The sequence below is a fragment of the Psychrosphaera sp. 1_MG-2023 genome (assembly GCF_030548245.1).
Taxonomy (GTDB): Bacteria; Pseudomonadota; Gammaproteobacteria; order Enterobacterales; family Alteromonadaceae; genus Psychrosphaera; species Psychrosphaera algicola.
Genome location: NZ_JAUORW010000001.1, coordinates 366,456 through 382,442, shown reverse-complemented (window position 1 = coordinate 382,442; position 15,987 = coordinate 366,456). Strand labels below are relative to the sequence as shown.

General features: G+C 38.4%; 15 protein-coding genes. 5 read left to right on the top strand and 10 right to left on the bottom strand.

Translation table 11 applies throughout. The features are described 5' to 3' along the window. Positions 1–37 precede the first annotated feature (37 nt). Positions 38–625, bottom strand: coding sequence for a rhombosortase (rrtA, locus tag Q4575_RS01515; protein ID WP_303521101.1), 588 nt, complete (start codon positions 623–625; stop codon positions 38–40). A gap of 80 nt (positions 626–705) precedes the next feature. Here rrtA and ggt point away from each other — a divergent pair, with 80 nt between their 5' ends. Next, positions 706–2,469, top strand: coding sequence for a gamma-glutamyltransferase (gene ggt, locus Q4575_RS01510; protein ID WP_303521100.1), 1,764 nt, complete (start codon positions 706–708; stop codon positions 2,467–2,469). Between the two features lie 134 nt (positions 2,470–2,603). Here ggt and Q4575_RS01505 read toward each other — a convergent pair whose 3' ends face one another. Together Q4575_RS01505 and cysK are read right to left on the bottom strand one after the other, a co-directional pair. Continuing rightward, positions 2,604–3,065, bottom strand: a complete 462-nt coding sequence (locus tag Q4575_RS01505; RefSeq protein WP_303521099.1) for a hypothetical protein — start codon at positions 3,063–3,065, stop codon at positions 2,604–2,606. Positions 3,066–3,214: 149 nt separating this feature from the next. Then, positions 3,215–4,183 carry a cysteine synthase A gene (gene cysK / locus Q4575_RS01500; RefSeq protein WP_303521097.1) on the bottom strand — a complete coding sequence of 323 codons (969 nt, stop codon included), beginning with the start codon at positions 4,181–4,183 and terminating at the stop codon, positions 3,215–3,217. 234 nt (positions 4,184–4,417) lie between these two features. Between cysK and Q4575_RS01495 the strand changes: the two genes are divergently transcribed. From Q4575_RS01495 to Q4575_RS01485, 3 genes are read left to right on the top strand one after another with little or no spacing between them, the layout of a single operon-like run. Further along, positions 4,418–5,326 (top strand): transcriptional regulator GcvA, encoded by a 909-nt coding sequence (locus Q4575_RS01495; protein ID WP_215963004.1) that lies wholly within the window; start codon positions 4,418–4,420, stop codon positions 5,324–5,326. Next, a complete protein-coding gene (locus Q4575_RS01490) occupies positions 5,319–6,020 on the top strand; it encodes an alpha/beta family hydrolase (protein WP_303521096.1) in 702 nt (233 codons plus the stop codon). Before Q4575_RS01495 ends, Q4575_RS01490 begins: the two co-directional genes overlap by 8 nt. A gap of 31 nt (positions 6,021–6,051) precedes the next feature. After that, a complete protein-coding gene (locus tag Q4575_RS01485) occupies positions 6,052–6,438 on the top strand; it encodes a DUF423 domain-containing protein (RefSeq protein ID WP_303521095.1) in 387 nt (128 codons plus the stop codon). Here the strand turns inward: Q4575_RS01485 and Q4575_RS01480 are convergent. From Q4575_RS01480 to Q4575_RS01450, 7 genes are all read right to left on the bottom strand, one after another. Next, a complete protein-coding gene (locus tag Q4575_RS01480) occupies positions 6,422–8,203 on the bottom strand; it encodes a hypothetical protein (protein WP_303521094.1) in 1,782 nt (593 codons plus the stop codon). The two genes, Q4575_RS01485 and Q4575_RS01480, sit on opposite strands and share 17 nt — an antisense overlap. Positions 8,204–8,206: 3 nt before the next feature. Next, positions 8,207–8,587, bottom strand: a complete 381-nt coding sequence (locus tag Q4575_RS01475) for a DUF3192 domain-containing protein (RefSeq protein ID WP_215963001.1) — start codon at positions 8,585–8,587, stop codon at positions 8,207–8,209. Positions 8,588–8,677: 90 nt separating this feature from the next. Further along, a complete protein-coding gene (gene ppnN / locus Q4575_RS01470; protein WP_303521093.1) occupies positions 8,678–10,033 on the bottom strand; it encodes a nucleotide 5'-monophosphate nucleosidase PpnN in 1,356 nt (451 codons plus the stop codon). 98 nt (positions 10,034–10,131) lie between these two features. After that, on the bottom strand, positions 10,132–11,652 hold the full coding sequence (locus Q4575_RS01465; protein WP_303521092.1) for a GGDEF domain-containing protein: 1,521 nt from the start codon (positions 11,650–11,652) through the stop codon (positions 10,132–10,134). A gap of 487 nt (positions 11,653–12,139) precedes the next feature. Next, complete coding sequence (locus Q4575_RS01460; RefSeq protein WP_303521091.1) at positions 12,140–13,459, bottom strand: anti-phage deoxyguanosine triphosphatase; 1,320 nt, start codon at positions 13,457–13,459, stop codon at positions 12,140–12,142. An 8-nt stretch (positions 13,460–13,467) separates the two neighbouring features. After that, positions 13,468–14,061 (bottom strand): 5'-deoxynucleotidase, encoded by a 594-nt coding sequence (gene yfbR / locus Q4575_RS01455; protein WP_252736705.1) that lies wholly within the window; start codon positions 14,059–14,061, stop codon positions 13,468–13,470. A 2-nt stretch (positions 14,062–14,063) separates the two neighbouring features. Then, positions 14,064–15,278: a pyridoxal phosphate-dependent aminotransferase gene (locus Q4575_RS01450; protein ID WP_215962996.1), complete on the bottom strand. Its 1,215-nt coding sequence runs from the start codon at positions 15,276–15,278 to the stop codon at positions 14,064–14,066. Positions 15,279–15,378: 100 nt separating this feature from the next. Here Q4575_RS01450 and Q4575_RS01445 point away from each other — a divergent pair, with 100 nt between their 5' ends. After that, a complete protein-coding gene (locus Q4575_RS01445) occupies positions 15,379–15,957 on the top strand; it encodes a hypothetical protein (protein ID WP_303521090.1) in 579 nt (192 codons plus the stop codon). Positions 15,958–15,987 lie beyond the last annotated feature (30 nt).

The following is a 15,987-nucleotide window of genomic DNA, read 5'->3' as shown; positions in this document are numbered from 1 at the left end:
AAATGTTTAGTTTTTAAAAGGGCCAATAGGCCCTTTTTTATTTGTGCCGTATTACCTGATAATAAAAGTAGAATACGGCAACAACACACCCCACGATAACACCTATCAGATGTGCTTCGGTTGCAACGGAAGCACCAATTAACTCTTCGGTTTCCACTGACGCCCCTACAATATTTTCGTACGCAACTTTAATTGCAATACCTAGTAACAGCAACCAACCTGTTTTTTCTTGTTTGGTGATATCTATAATGCCACCGTAGATTAACAGACTATGTAGGACCCCAGATAAACCGGCGTAATGACTGTAATTAGCAAAAAACATGAGTGTTATGCCAACGAGGGTAAGACATAGTAGCATCACTATTAGATAGTGTTTAACACTGTAATATTCACCATGTAACGCCCAGACTAAAACTAATCCAGAAGAGTTTAATAACAAATGATTTAAGTTGGTGTGTAAAAGCTGGCCTGTGATCACGCGCCACCATTCTCCATCAAGTACCTTGGCTGGAAACAACCCTAATAATTCGCTGGAGTAGGGTTCAAATAAATGAAGTAAGATCATGCAACTAAATACAAGTAGCGGCCCAATTATAAACTGACGTCGCAACGGTAGACCTAACATGTAAATGACCCTATTTTGTAGTATGTGTTTATTGTGTGATTTGATAACATTACGGTAATAACAAATTATTCGAAGTAACTATGCGCGTATTAACTCTTATTACTTTCACCATTGCAACTCTGTCTAGCCAGTTTTTAATGGCGGCCGAACAAACTGACGAAAATGCAGTTTCTAGATCGGTACCAGAAGCCTTTACTGGAATGAACTACCAGAAGTCTGCTATTGCTAGTGAGGCGATGGTCAGTGCAGCAAATCCACATGCTGTAGATGCGGGTTTAGCAATGTTAGCTCAAGGTGGTAATGCTATTGATGCAGCTGTTGCTATACAACTGGTATTAACTTTAGTTGAACCGCAGTCCTCAGGCATAGGTGGTGGCGCATTTTTATTATGGTATGACGCCAAGACAAAACAAATGACCTCTTTTGATGGTCGTGAAAAAGCCCCATCTGCGGCTACTCCAGAATTATTCTTTGAAAAAGGTAAACCTGTAAGATGGATTGATGCTGTTATCGGTGGACGTTCAGTGGGCGTACCTGGTGTTCTCCATATGTTGCATCAAGTACATGAAAAAAAAGGCCAATTAGAATGGCACAAGCTTTTTCAACCCGCGATAAAATTAGCTGAGAATGGATTTCGTGTAAGTCCTCGGTTAGCCAAGTTAGTCGCCATGCATATGAATCCTGGTCTTGCTCGGTTGAGTCCGGCTAAAGAATATTTTTACCCGAATGGAAAAGCCATTAAAGAAGGCAGTCTGTTAGTTAATAAACCTTATGCCAATACATTAAAGCTTATTGCTAAAAATGGTATTAAGGCGTTTTATAACGGGATTGTCGCTAAACAAATTGTTGATGCAGTCAATAATGCTCCAGTTGCCCCCGGGTTATTAGCACTTGAGGATCTTAAGAACTATCAATCAATCGAACGTCAGGTTGAATGTTTAGACTACACTAAAAGAGACTCATCTTTTGATATCTGCAGCATGGGGCCACCGAGCTCAGGCGGCATAACGGTATTGCAAATTTTAGCGATGTTAGAACCGTTTGATTTCACCGGTTTGAATTTTTTTAGTGCCAAAACGTTACATCTTTATTCTCAAGCAGCGAGACTGGCATTTGCCGACAGAGACCAATATATCGCTGATAGTGATTTTGTAGATGTGCCTACCTTAGCAATGTTGGACAAACAGTATTTAACCAAGCGCAGTGCACTAATAAACGAAAAACGGGATATGGGGAAAGCCACAGCGGGCATTATTGGACATAAAGAATATGCCGCAAACGTATCAATCGCGCAGCCTAATACGAGTCATCTATCAATTGTCGATAAAGAGGGTAATGCAATCTCAATGACAACAAGTATTGAAATGGGCTTTGGTTCGACGGTTATGGTTGGTGGTTTTTTATTAAATAATCAACTAACCGATTTTTCATTAGCTCCAAAGGTCAACGGGAAACTAGTTGCTAATCGAGTGGAAGCGAATAAACGCCCAAGAAGCAGTATGACACCAGTGATTGTCATGAAGGATGACGAATTGTTTGCGGTTTTAGGCTCACCCGGTGGCAGCCGTATCATAAACTATGTTGGGTATGCCTTGCTCGGGCTATTGGAATTTGAGATGGATCTTGACGACGTTGTGAACGGTCCTAGGTTTTCAAATCGTAATGGCTATACGACATTGGAAAAAGATTCGATTTTGGCACAGTACAAAACGCAATTGGAACAGATGGGACACACCGTAAGGCTATCTGAACTAACCTCAGGTATCCACGCCATAATTAAAACTAAAGATGGCTGGAAGGGGACTGCAGACCCTCGTAGAGAAGGTACCGCAAAAGGACTTTAATAGACAGGGCGCACTTTTTGTATAACTAAGTGCGCTTGCGTTTTATTGTTCTCTAGCGTCCCAACAATCACAATCACAATCACAATCAAACTGAAACGCTAACTCTAACAAAATGCTAACCGATAATTGTTGGGTTATTTATGTTGTCTTGCATAAGGGTCGTCGGCAATTTCGGCAATGAGCCATTCACCTTTTTCTTTAACAAATTTAACTTTTCTAAGGTCGTTTTTAAGTGCACCGAGGTATTTGCCCGTGAACAAAATATTGACTGACGTAGTGTTATTGTCCCCAACTTTAACTTGATTTAAGGTTCGATCAATTTTTAAGTCGACTCCCTTATCAAATTGCATATTTAGCACATAACGCGAATAACCTTTAGGCGTACCATAACTCTTAATGATCCGAGCATGCTTTTTGGTAACATATTTTAACAATAGAGAAATGTCATTTTGGTTATAAATGGCATCAAAAAACGTTAATGCACGATATTCAGGTGCATTGGGGTTTGCAAATGCAGGAATATTGTTACTTTGCTCTTTACAAGCATACAAATTAAAAAAAACAAAAATCACGATAAGTGTTCGGATGATATTCACAAAAATTCCTTATTTTTGGCCAAAGATAAAAACCTTTCTTCCATTAGTCTATCGTGAACACTTAAATGATCCACCTAAAACAAAAAAAAACTCAAAGTTTATAAAACTTTGAGTTTTTTGAACGCTTTTAAAAAGCAAAGTAATTCAAATTATTGTACAAGTTCAGAATCAGTGAATACTTCAGCAAATAAAGGCGAACTTAAGTAACGCTCAGCAGAACTAGGTAAGATTACAACAATAACCTTATCTTTGTTTTCTGGTTTTTCAGCAATACGTTTAGCTGCAACTACTGCAGCACCTGAAGAAATACCAGCTAAAATGCCTTCTTCTTTCATTAAGCGGTGTGCCATTTCCATTGCATCATCATTACTAACCGCTTCAACTGAGTCAATTAAGTCTAAGTCTAAGTTTTTAGGAATAAAGCCTGCGCCAATACCTTGAATTTTATGTGGTCCAGGTTTTAAGTCTTCACCAGCAAGTTTTTGAGCAATAACCGGAGAATCAACAGGTTCTACAGCAACAGATTGAATTTGCTTGCCTTTTTCTTGTTTAATATAGCGACTAACACCTGTAATCGTACCGCCAGTACCAACACCAGCGACAAAGACGTCAATTGTCCCTTCGGTATCGTCCCAAATTTCTGGGCCTGTAGTTTCAAAGTGAACTTGAGGATTAGCTGGGTTTTCAAATTGTTGTAATAAAACGTACTTTTCAGGATCTGAAGCAACAATTTCCTGCGCTTTAGCAATTGCGCCGCCCATGCCTTTTGGACCTTCAGTTAACACTAGTTTCGCACCTAGTGCCACTAATAACTTACGACGCTCTAAGCTCATTGTTTCTGGCATAGTTAACGTTAATTTATAACCACGAGAAGCCGCAACAAAAGCAAGTGCAATACCCGTATTACCCGAAGTAGGCTCGATAATTTCTTTATCTTGCGTAAGACGACCAGATTTTTCTGCGTCCCAAATCATATTCGCGCCGATACGACATTTAATACTAAATGAAGGGTTTCTTGATTCAATCTTTGCGTATACGTTACCGCCAGTAACTCGGTTTAGTTTAACTAATGGCGTTTTGCCTATCGAGCGTGAATTATCTTCGTAAATAGAGCTCATTTTTTTAATACCTTCATGGTTATAGTTTTTTAGCAACTGTGCTAGTAAATAACGTCAGAGGCAAAAATAAAAGTTCGTTTTTTAAATAACATATTCGTTTAAGTTAATAGCAGAAACATATCGAAATCTTTACACCTATTTTTTGCTATATTGAGGGCCAAAAAAATCAATTTACGCTGTCGGATAATTAGATAAGTGTTACACTTTGGCATTAATAATAATGTGAATTTTACTATGGCACGTCGTTTACCCCCGCTAAATTCATTAAAAGCATTTGAAGCTGCCGCGCGCAATCTTAGTTTTACTAAAGCCGCGGAAGAGTTGTTTGTTACTCAAGCAGCAATCAGCCATCAAATTAAGTTATTAGAAGATCATCTAAGCATTAAGTTATTTATGCGTCGAAATCGATCTCTTTTACTTACTGAAGAAGGGCAAAGCTATTATCTCGATATTAAAGATATTTTTGCGCATCTCTACGAAGCAACCGAAAAGTTATTAACGCGGGGAGCGAAGGGGACGATAAGTATCGCGCTCACGCCAAGTTTTGCGATCCAGTGGTTAGTGCCGCGTTTATCTGAATTTTCTGCGCTACATCCCGACATCGATGTGCGAATTAAAGCGCAGGATCATGATGACAGCTCGCTTACTGATGATGTTGATGTAGCGATCTATTACGGATTAGGTCATTGGCAAGGAGTGAATGCCGATAAACTTCATACCGAGTACCTGACCCCAGTGTGTAGTCCACTATTGTTAGCAAGTGATCGTCCGATACGTTCGACAGAGGATTTACGTCATCATACTTTGCTGCATGATTCATCTAGGAAAAATTGGAAGGAATGGATGAAAGTTGCGGGGCTGCCCGATCTCAACGTAAATCAAGGACCAATATTCTCCCATTCATCTATGGTGCTGCAAGCCGCGATACATGGTCAGGGAGTGGCATTAGCACATAGTGTTTTAGCCAAGCCTGACATAGATTCTGGCCGTTTGGTAATGCCATTTGATCAAGTACTCGTCAGTAAAAATGCATACTATTTAGTCTGCCGCGAAGCCCAATCAGACACGGCAAAGATCGTAACATTTAGAAACTGGTTGTTAGCGGCTGTTAAGCAAGAACAAGAGGCCATTGAACTTGATTAAGATCACGACGGTTGGCGAAATTAGACGAACTTACATCCCTAACGATATAAAAGCTGTTTTAGTTATTGCCCACGGCGCTGGCGCTGGCCTTAAGCACGAATTTATGGATTCGTTTTGCCATATGATGGCCCAATATAATATTGCGGTGTGGTCATTTAATTTTCCATATATGCAAATTATGTATGAAACGGAAAAACGACGTCCGCCAAATAAAGTCGATAAGCTAGTAACACATTATTTTTCTGAAATAGGTGAAGCGACTCGACAATTTGGTGCGGATTTACCTTTGTTTGTTGCTGGCAAAAGCATGGGAGGCCGAGTGTCGAGTTTGGTTTCAAGCATGTCACTTGCACAACAAACGTTGGCTGAATTGGAAAACGTGAACATTGCAGGAAATATTGTTTTAGGTTATCCATTTATCCCACCAGGAAAGCCTGAAAAGTTTGAGTCTCGAACTCAACATTTTAAAGACCTGCAGTGTTCGTCGTTGATTTTACAAGGTGAGCGCGACACGTTTGGTAATACCGCTGTGTTAAATTCAAAAACATTCCCAGACCAAGTAACAATAAGCTGGATCCCAAATGGTGATCATAGTTTTAAACCATTGAAGTCGTCGGGCAAAACATATGAAGATAATTTAGAATTAGCGGCAAAATTGTCTAACGACTTTATTCACAAAGTTATTGGCAAATAAGATAAATTAAAATGTTTAACAGGGGACTACGATGAATCATTACTGGAATTTTAAAGCAATAGCGTGTGTTTTAGTTGCGTTATCGGTTCTTGCCGGAGCATTTGGTGCACATGGTCTTAAAGATATATTAACGACCTCAGAACTTACAACGTGGGCAACGGCCTCTAATTATCTGCTTTCGCAAGGTTTAGGGATTTTAATTTTAAGTTGTTTACCACAGTCACCAAAACTTACACTTGGATTAAAACTGATCCTATTTGGCGTGATTACGTTTTCTGTTTCGTTGTTTATGTTAGTGTCATTTACGTTAAAAATTATTGCAATGCTTACGCCGTTTGGTGGCATGTTAATGATCGTAGGTTGGGGCGTAATTGCCTGGCATTGTTTTAGGCAATATGAATTTACTCAAGTGAAGTAATAGGCGCAGCGTTTTCGACGACTTGGTTAAGTAATTCACGTATACCGGCTTTATCGAGCTTTAATTCGGTCATAATATTTTGCACTTGCTCGTCGCGTAACAATCCTCTATAACTCACTGAATTAATAGCTAAATACATGTAGCCTGCAAGCTCTATACATAAGATGACAAATTGATATTTCTTTGGAATTAAGCGAAGCGGCGCTGATTTTTCAATATATTTTAGATATAGATCGAGTTGGTTTCTAACATGTTTATCGACATGCCAATTAACACAAATTTGAGAAATATGGGTCTTCAAAACTTTATTGTCCGATAACTCAAAGTAATCTAATAAAGAAAAATCTATTTTCGATTTTGTTTTTAACGTTTTTAACGGATCTTTGTTAAGAATTTGAGGGTTGGAAATCAAACCAGCCATGATTAACACTAATACCGATTTTTCACTGACATTTTGTTGTTGTAAATCTAGCTTTCTCGACAACAAAGATGTTATTGCAATAAATTGATCGAGTTTGTTAATGATTAAATGGCTAAATTTATCATTTTGACTATAGGCAATACGTAAAAACTGTTGCCTCATTAAAATAGCCGGTAATCGTTCAATGCCAATTAAACCAATGGCATGTTTTAACGTAAAGTTTGCTCTGACTTCTTTTGATTGAGATTGGGCGTAACCAATAACAGAATTTATATCCGCTTGTTCATTTAAAAACTGTTCTATTTTGTTAACTGGCGCAATATTAATAAGCTGATATAACGCTGGATAACTAATAGGCGCATTAAATCTTATGTTCTCAACTGGCAAGATAGGGACTTCTATCGGTGTATTGTTAGACAAACCGAGTCGTAATAAACGCAAGCTTAAGTTATTAATCTGTTCCAATTTAAATATTGGAATATTTTTGTCGTATTGTGCTTCTTCATCAAATTTCACTTCTTGAATAACGTAGTTACTCGGCTTCTTTTGGTTTTCGGCAATACTAATGCAGGCTTCTATAACACTGCCATTGAGTATGGCGATGAGTTGTTTGTTGTTTTGTTCAACGAAGACGACAGATTCATCCGTATGGAGTTTTTGCATCACGATTTGTTGATAGAAAGAAGACAAACGTGAATCTACAGGTAGAACATAATTTCCATAGGCAATTTGGCTTAGTAGTTGGTCACTACTGTATTTCCTAGTTTTTTGATGACGACACGCGGATAAACAATAATTGATAACAATAGTAACTAATGCTTGAACGGTTAGTCTTCTATTTTTACAGGTAGACCCACCTAAGATAGCCCCTAATATCGTATGCGTATTGGTTTCTGCAAACGCCTCAGAACAAGCGTACTTGTACGAACGAGCTAGAAGGGTACTCAAACTTGTTTTTGTCGAAGCGGTTAGCTTTGGATCGATAGATAACTTCTCAAATATCGGTTTTCCGCTATAAATAACGGTACAACAAGTAATTAACAATTCTTTTTGAGTTTCTTTTGTTAACGAACAGGCATTACCCAATCGTAGGCCGATGACGATACAATTTAGTAAGGCGCCAACAAAAGGGGTAACCGCAATGAGTTTTGAACCATAAAGTAAAGTAAACCAAAATGGATTTAGTTTATTTAATACAAACGCATTATCGATTAACAGCGTTATGCTGGCATTAATTTCAGCAGTGTCTTGTTTTTTAACCGCCAACTGACAAATTCGAAGCGTTTTTAAAAACTCTGAAAGCGCCTGTTGGCCGTTATGTAGGTGTTCTTGAACGTTTTGCACAAATTAGTATTGAGTGAACTTTTCATATGCACCGGCGCCCCAAGCAATCAACTGACCGTTCTTGAATAACATCGGCGTACATTCGTCTTTTGTGGTGATACCATCACTTTTTTGATGCTGCGTACGGTAGAACATTACCTGAATGGTACCGTCTTCTACTTGCCTTGCTTCTGTAAGGTCTGGTGAACCTAACGAATCAATGACATGAGATTTTAGGATCTGATCGTTAATAGACAATTTATTAATATAAATTTTATTAAACGCCTGCCTATCTTCCCAGTCCATTTGGTCTGGATCATCTTCATAAAATGTAATGACCGTAGCTGCAAATACGACATATAGTCCAAATCCTATACCTGCAAATTTAACTACTTTATTAGACATAACATTCCTTCAATCTCTCTTTTATTTTGCGCGCATTATAACTTGAAAGCATCAAGCCTTGTCAAAGAAGTTTAACAATTAACTCGGATATTAAGTCACTATTTTGTAACAAGGTTCGTATTTGGCACCTGGTAATTTCATTCTGCCTTGTTGGACAAAAGCTTCGAGGAGCTTGTCCATCGCCAACATCAGTTCAGCATCACCATCTAATATAAATTGCCCGTGCTCTTTTACAGAACGAACGCCATCTTCTTTTATATTGCCAGCGACGATGCCAGAAAATGCGCGACGTAGATTCGCAGCGAGTTCTTTTTTATCTTGGTTAATATGGAGATCTAAACTTGCCATATTCTCGTGACTTGGGTTAAAGCTTTGTTGGAAACCCTGATCTATTTTTAATGTCCAATTAAACTGATAAGCATCACCATTTTCTTTGCGGTACACCCTTACATCTTCCATTTTTTCAGAAATATAGCGAGCAACTTGCTTAGGATCATCTGGAATGATCTTGATTAAATCTAGTGCTTCTTGGCCCAATGTCAATTCGATAAAGTTAGCAATTTCTTCAAAGTAACTTATCGACTCTTTTGGTCCCGTCAATACGATAGGTAATACTTGTTTTTTATTATCCGGATGTAACATGATGCCTAGGATATATAAAAGTTCCTCAGCTGTTCCAGCGCCCCCTGGGAAGATGATAATTGCGTGTCCGACACGTACAAAGGCTTCAAGGCGCTTTTCAATGTCTGGCAATATAACTAATTCATTAACGATTGGATTGGGGGCTTCTGCAGCTATAATACTGGGTTCCGTGAGACCTAAATAACGGCCTGAATCTATGCGTTGTTTTGCGTGCGCTAATGCCGCACCTTTCATCGGGCCTTTCATTGCACCAGGGCCACAACCGGTGCAAATATCCAATTTTCTTAAGCCTAATTGATATCCAACTTCTTTTGTATATTGGTATTCATGATCTTTTATCGAATGTCCGCCCCAGCATACGACGAGGTTAGGATGATCCGTAGGTGATACCACATTTGCATTACGCAACATTTCAAAAACTTCATTAGTAATAATTGCGCCCGATGCAAGTTCAGCTAATCTCTCATTTGGATAGCGGTTAGCGTTATACAAAATGTCTCTGATAACGGCTTGTAAATGTTCTTGAATACCGACAATAATTTTGCCGTCTACAAATGCAGAAGTCGGCGGGTTAACTAATTCGATTTTAATACCGCGTTCACGGCTTAATAAGTTTATTTCAAAGTCTTTGTATTTTGCCTGTGCTGCAGTACTGTCATCAGATTCGGTGCCAACATTGAGAACGGCTAGGGCGCAGTTTCTAAATAAATTATATAGGTTGCTGTTGGATGATTGTTTAAGTTGTTCAACTTCGTGTTGCGATAGTAAATTCATGCCACTAAGTGGACTTAGAAGTATTCTCATATCTTCTCCTTGATTTAATGCTTTGTTTTAACAAGGAAAGATGTATTTTTAATTACATCATCTATGTTGATTGTTTTTTTAATTATTATTTTTAAGATCTACTTTTTATAACAAATTCTATTTCGACCCGCATCTTTAGCTTCATATAGCGCTTTGTCGGCTCTATCAAACGCAGTGTGAACGTTGTCCGTTGCCACTAACATAGTGACACCAACTGAAACCGTTATGTTTAGTCGATCATTTTTTACTTTGAAAGGAATTGAACTGACTGCTTTACGCAGTTTTTCAAGTGGGGTTAACATATTTGTCGCGTCAGTATTTATCATTAAGCAAACAAACTCTTCACCGCCATATCGAGCTAAAAAGTCAGTTTCACGTAACGAGGTTCTCAGGGTTTTGGCAACAATTTGTAGCGTCTTGTCACCTACAGAGTGCCCATATTTATCGTTTATCTTTTTAAAGTGATCTACGTCAATCACGGCAATACACAGCGGATCTGGGTGCCGTAACCAACGCTTAAATTCTTCGTTAAATCGTTTGTCGTACGCGCCACGATTTGGCAAGTTGGTCAGCGCATCTAAATCTGCTCTAGCGATCTCTTCGAGCCATTTTTTACGATAAAACTCCGTTCTTTGCTCTAAATTAGCCAATTTAGATTCCATGTCTTGCAAAACATTGTCTAAATCAGCAGCGCGTTGTTTTTCCAATTTATCACGCTGCTTAATCGACTCGGTAATAACGTTTAATTTGTTTTCAATTATCTGTTTAAGATTAGAAACACTATTAGCGCTGTCGGCATTTTTAGATAACTCGTCGATTTGACCATCTATTTTTCTATTTAACTGTTCGAGTTGGTTGCCGTAATCTTTAGAACAATTTATCGACTTAATCAGTGTTTTGTGGACATCGGCCAATGCCGCATTTACATTTAAAATGAGTTTTTGAGTTTGTAAAAATTCTTCAGAAAATTGAGTCACGGACTCTTCAAAATACGTAAGACAAATTTCTAAACGGTCAAAATCATGTGTAGAAACGTCGATGCGTTTTTTAAACTCATTTAATCGCGGCTTAATAATCGCATTCTGAGAGAGCTTATCGAGGCGAACTATTATGTTCTTTAGTAATTTAGGGTTTAATTGTTGATCTTTTGATTGGTTTTCAACAGGCTTTTGTTGAAATTGCAGAGCGACCAAACGGTAGGTTTCAACCAAATTGGCAACCGTTGGTTGCAATTCATTAAATAACAAAGTCTCTTTAGACTTTACCTTATTTACAACCATGCGCAGTTTCCTACGAACGTTTTCTTCCATCCCTTTTACGGATTGCAAGGTTTCCCCAGCTTCTAACAGAAAGTCTCGTAGGGCTTTCTGTTTTAAATAATGTTGATTTTCTAAGGACTTTATCGATTCATGAGTTTCTGTAAGTCGAGACGTAAGCGTTGACAGCTCAACACCTTTACCTGTTGTTTTTCTAAGTTGAGTTAATTTATTGTCAACTTCTACATCTTGACCTTTGGTTAGACTTCCCATCTTGTCTACGACAGTTAACGCAAGCTTTAATGCTCGCTCGTGTTGAACAATCACATCTTCCAGTTGATTTTGTTTATCTTTTTCACTCATATCCGTAGTCTAAATATCCATAGCTAAAGAAGTTACTAAGATAACTATAATTTTAAAGTATAAAAAAAGCCATCTTGAAGATGGCTTTTTCTGGAATTACTTTTGTTTTTTAAGCAGATAGTAGGGTAACCAATTTGGTTCCGCTTGATATTCGTCATTCATGATCTTGTCCCACCCTTGTAAAATTGACTTACAGTTTTTGCTAGTTCGATAAGCATAGTCTTTTTTTATCCAAAGTGAAAGTCTTTTTGTACTATTACATGTCGACTTACATAATTACTTACATGACTACTTACAGAATGGACAGGTGTTTATAACGACTTCGTGTAATTACTTATAGACACTCTATTTCTGTCCTCACACAGGTGGTTTATATTTTTGTTTAAATACAATGGGTTGTGTTTATTGAGGCTTTACTTTTTATGTCATGTGTGTAATTCAAAGAGGAAGATAGAAGTGGAATTTTGAATTGTGGTATGAATTAGTACTACATGCCAAACAAACGGTTGTAAACACGGATTGCGTGGTCATCAGACATCCCAGCGAGATAATCGCAAATTATCCGATCAGAGTTGAGTCCTTGTTCTTCACTCATTAACCATAATTGTTTTACTTGAGTTGGCAACAGGCGCTTTGGATCACACGAAAAGGCTTCAAATAATGAAATTAACATTCTTTGTCCCTTAAATTCCAGTTGTTGGATTTCGGTATTTTGGATCACATGTTTAAAAACAAATCGTTTCAATAAGTCCAACACCGGTTGTGCCGTAGGAAGTAATTGAGCGTTATATTGAAGCAATGTTTCGGCAAACTGGGTAGGCCGTTTGACAATGCTTATATTGGTGATTAGGTGATTTACTAGTGCACCAATTGCATTTTTTCGCTGATGATGTTCTTTGCTAAATAACATTATAGACAGCTGCTTGGCGTGTTTTTTTGCCCAAGGGTTACCGGTCGTTAACAAGCCAGGTAATACTTCGTCGTGCCAGAAATCGCTCGTCACCTTGCCTAACACGATAGCGTCTTCTAAGTCATGAACACCGTAGGCAATGTCGTCGGCTAGTTCCATAATTGAACAGTCGAGAGATTTGTATTTTGCTCTTAAAGAAAGAAACGGTCCCGTTGCAGCACCATCGGTATCTATTTCTAAAAATTGACTACGGTCTTTGTCTGACAGAGGTTGCAATAACCAATCAAAGCTCGACTTGTCATCGTCGAATAGACCTTTAATGGGTTTCCAACTGTCAGCACGTATAATTGTCGAAATATTGTTTGGCTGAATAAATTCAGGGTTTTGTTTAATTAAAAGTGGATATTTAACCAACCCTAGTAAGGTTCGACGCGTAAGATCCATACCAAACGCGGGTGTATAGGGTTCAAGTTTTGTTGCGATTCTGAATGTTTGTCCGTTTGCTTCGAATCCACCGGAGGATTTCATCATATAATTTAACGCAATTTCACCTCCGTGACCAAATGGTGGGTGACCCAAATCATGTGCTAAACAAAGAGATTCAATTAGTGCATCAGAAGGTAAAGCATCTTTGAGAAACTGATGGTTAAGGACGTTATTATTTTGTCTTAACTGAGCGGTCAACCCCGTGCCGATTTGGGCTACTTCTAACGAATGAGTTAATCGAGTCCGATAAAAATCGTCTTGCCCTACGCCGAGGATCTGAGTTTTGGATTGTAAACGACGAAACGCCGCGGAATGCAATATCCGGGCGCGATCTCGTTGGAATGGGTCTCGTTGATCGTTGGGTCTTTGATTGGCATCCCCCGATTGTCGATTGTTCCAAACGTCAGTCATTTAAAGCCTTAAAGTGGTGACGAAATTTCGTCAAAGTTTAGCGAGAAGCTTGGTAAAAACATATCCATAAAATAGTCGACTTCGGGGCAACGATACTTTTGTAGTGTTTTGTTAATGTTCTTTTTGGCTTTCTCAAATTCATGATTGCCTGCGCTTAGTTCTTCTAAGGTTTTAATTAAACCGCAAATTACATCCGCTGACTTCACAATTCGAGCCATCTCGGGATCAATATTTTCATGTAATAGAAGGTCACTGAAGTCTTCCCTAAATTCAGCAGGTAACATTTGCAACAGTGATTTTTCGGCTACTGCTTCAATTTTTTTATAGGCGTTTGCGATATCTTCATTGTGATATTTAATTGGGCTGGGTAAATCGCCAGTTAATACTTCGCTAGCGTCATGATATAACGCAACGAGTGCCGCTTTTTCAGGGTTAACGTTGCCATTAAACTTTTTGTTTTTGATCAACGCCAAAATGTGCGCGACAGTTGCCACTTGATGGCTATGCTCCTGCACATTTTCGGTGGTGACGGTTCGCATTAAAGGCCAGCGTTGAATTAACTTCAAGCGGGCGATATTGGCAAAAAAATGACTGTGTTCCATTATCATTTTCGGTATACATCTAAAAAGTCAGATAGGTCAGAGATGGCCTTTTTCAACTCATCTATATGCGGTAGAAACACCAATCTAAAGTGATCTGGGCTTGGCCAATTAAAGCCTCGGCCATGGACCACGAGAATGTATTTCTGCCTTAGTAAGTCGAGCACCATTTTTTCATCGTCTTCAATATTAAATTTTGACAGATCAATTTTCGGAAATAAATACATTGCGCCTTTAGGACGAGTAACTGAAATACCATCGATGGCATTTAATGCTTTGTAGGCATAATCCATTTGACGGTATAGTCGACCTTCTTTTGCGACCAAATCGTTGATACTTTGGTACCCACCTAATGCTTGTTGAATTGCATTTTGACATGGCACATTGGCACATAGTCGCATTGATGCCAGCATGTTTAAGCCGTCAATGTAATCGCCAGCCCATTTTTTGGGGCCCGATAGCAACATCCATCCCGTTCTAAAACCCGCGACTCGATAGTTTTTAGACAAACCGCTGAACGTAACAATAAATAGGTCCTGACGCATAGCTGCGATACTGTGATGAACAGCATCGTCGTATAAAACTTTGTCATAAATTTCATCACTAAAAATGATCAAATCATGTTCCGCTGCAAGGTCTGCAATTTCTAACAATACTTTTTTGCTATAAACCGCACCAGTTGGATTGTTTGGATTAATCAAAACAATTGCTCTGGTTTTTTTTGTGATCTTGGATTTAATGTCTTCAATTGAAGGTGCCCAATCATCATTTTCATCACAAAGGTAATGGACGGCTTTACCACCACTTACCGAGACGGTAGCTGTCCATAGTGGATAGTCGGGACTTGGAACTAATACTTCATCACCATTATCTAACAAAGCTTGCATCGACATGGAAATTAATTCACTAACCCCATTACCGATATAGATATCGTTGACTGTTACATCGCGTAGACCTTTTTGCTGATAATATTGCATAATAGCAACACGAGCTGAATACAAACCTTTGGAATCTGAATAACCCTGGGCTTTAGGTAATTGTGCAATGACATCTTTTAAGATGTCGTCAGGGGCTTGAAAACCAAATGGGGCAGGGTTACCAACGTTTAGTTTTAGGATCTTGTGACCAGCTTCTTCTAAACGTTTTGCTTCATCTAAGACGGGTCCTCGAATGTCGTAACATACGTTGTCTAATTTGCTCGATTTTTTTATGGTTTTCATTACGTTATATTTCCATTTACATCTTGTTGCAACTTATTACAGTCATAAATACATTTTTACATAACAATATAAAGGTGACTAATTAAATTTGAGACAAATTATGGCATTACCTTTAATTGCAGCAGGTTTAGCGTTAGGCGCGGCTGCGTTACATGAATCTACCAAAAATCACTATAGAAATTTAGAATTAAATCGTAAAAATGACGATTATTCTAATATATATCATTCCAGTATCACTAAAACACCTTCAGATACCTATGACAATGGCCAAACAGTGACCCCAGTGTTTGGCAGTATTGTGTGTTGTGAAGTTTATAATCTTGTTGACCACACCGGTATTTGGATTGACCGGGACACCATAATTGAATTGAGTGAAAATGGCTTAGTTAAAGCAATATCTTATGAACGTTTTTTAGATGACCGATCAGGCAATAATATGTTTGTTGCGTGCGATAAAAACCACAATCCGATAGTAATTGAAGGCGTGGGAGAACGTGCTATTAGCAACGTATATACGTATCGCGAATACGATGTGGTCAATAATAATTGCCACCGTTTTGTACACCAATGTTTAACAGACAGCGACAAAAAAATAACACGATTTAAATCACTTAATGAAGCCTTGTGTTTACAAGCAGGTAAAACTATTTTTTGGGATAGAGTAAAGACGCCTCGATAAGTTGTGCTAAAATTACAGGCTTAACCCAAT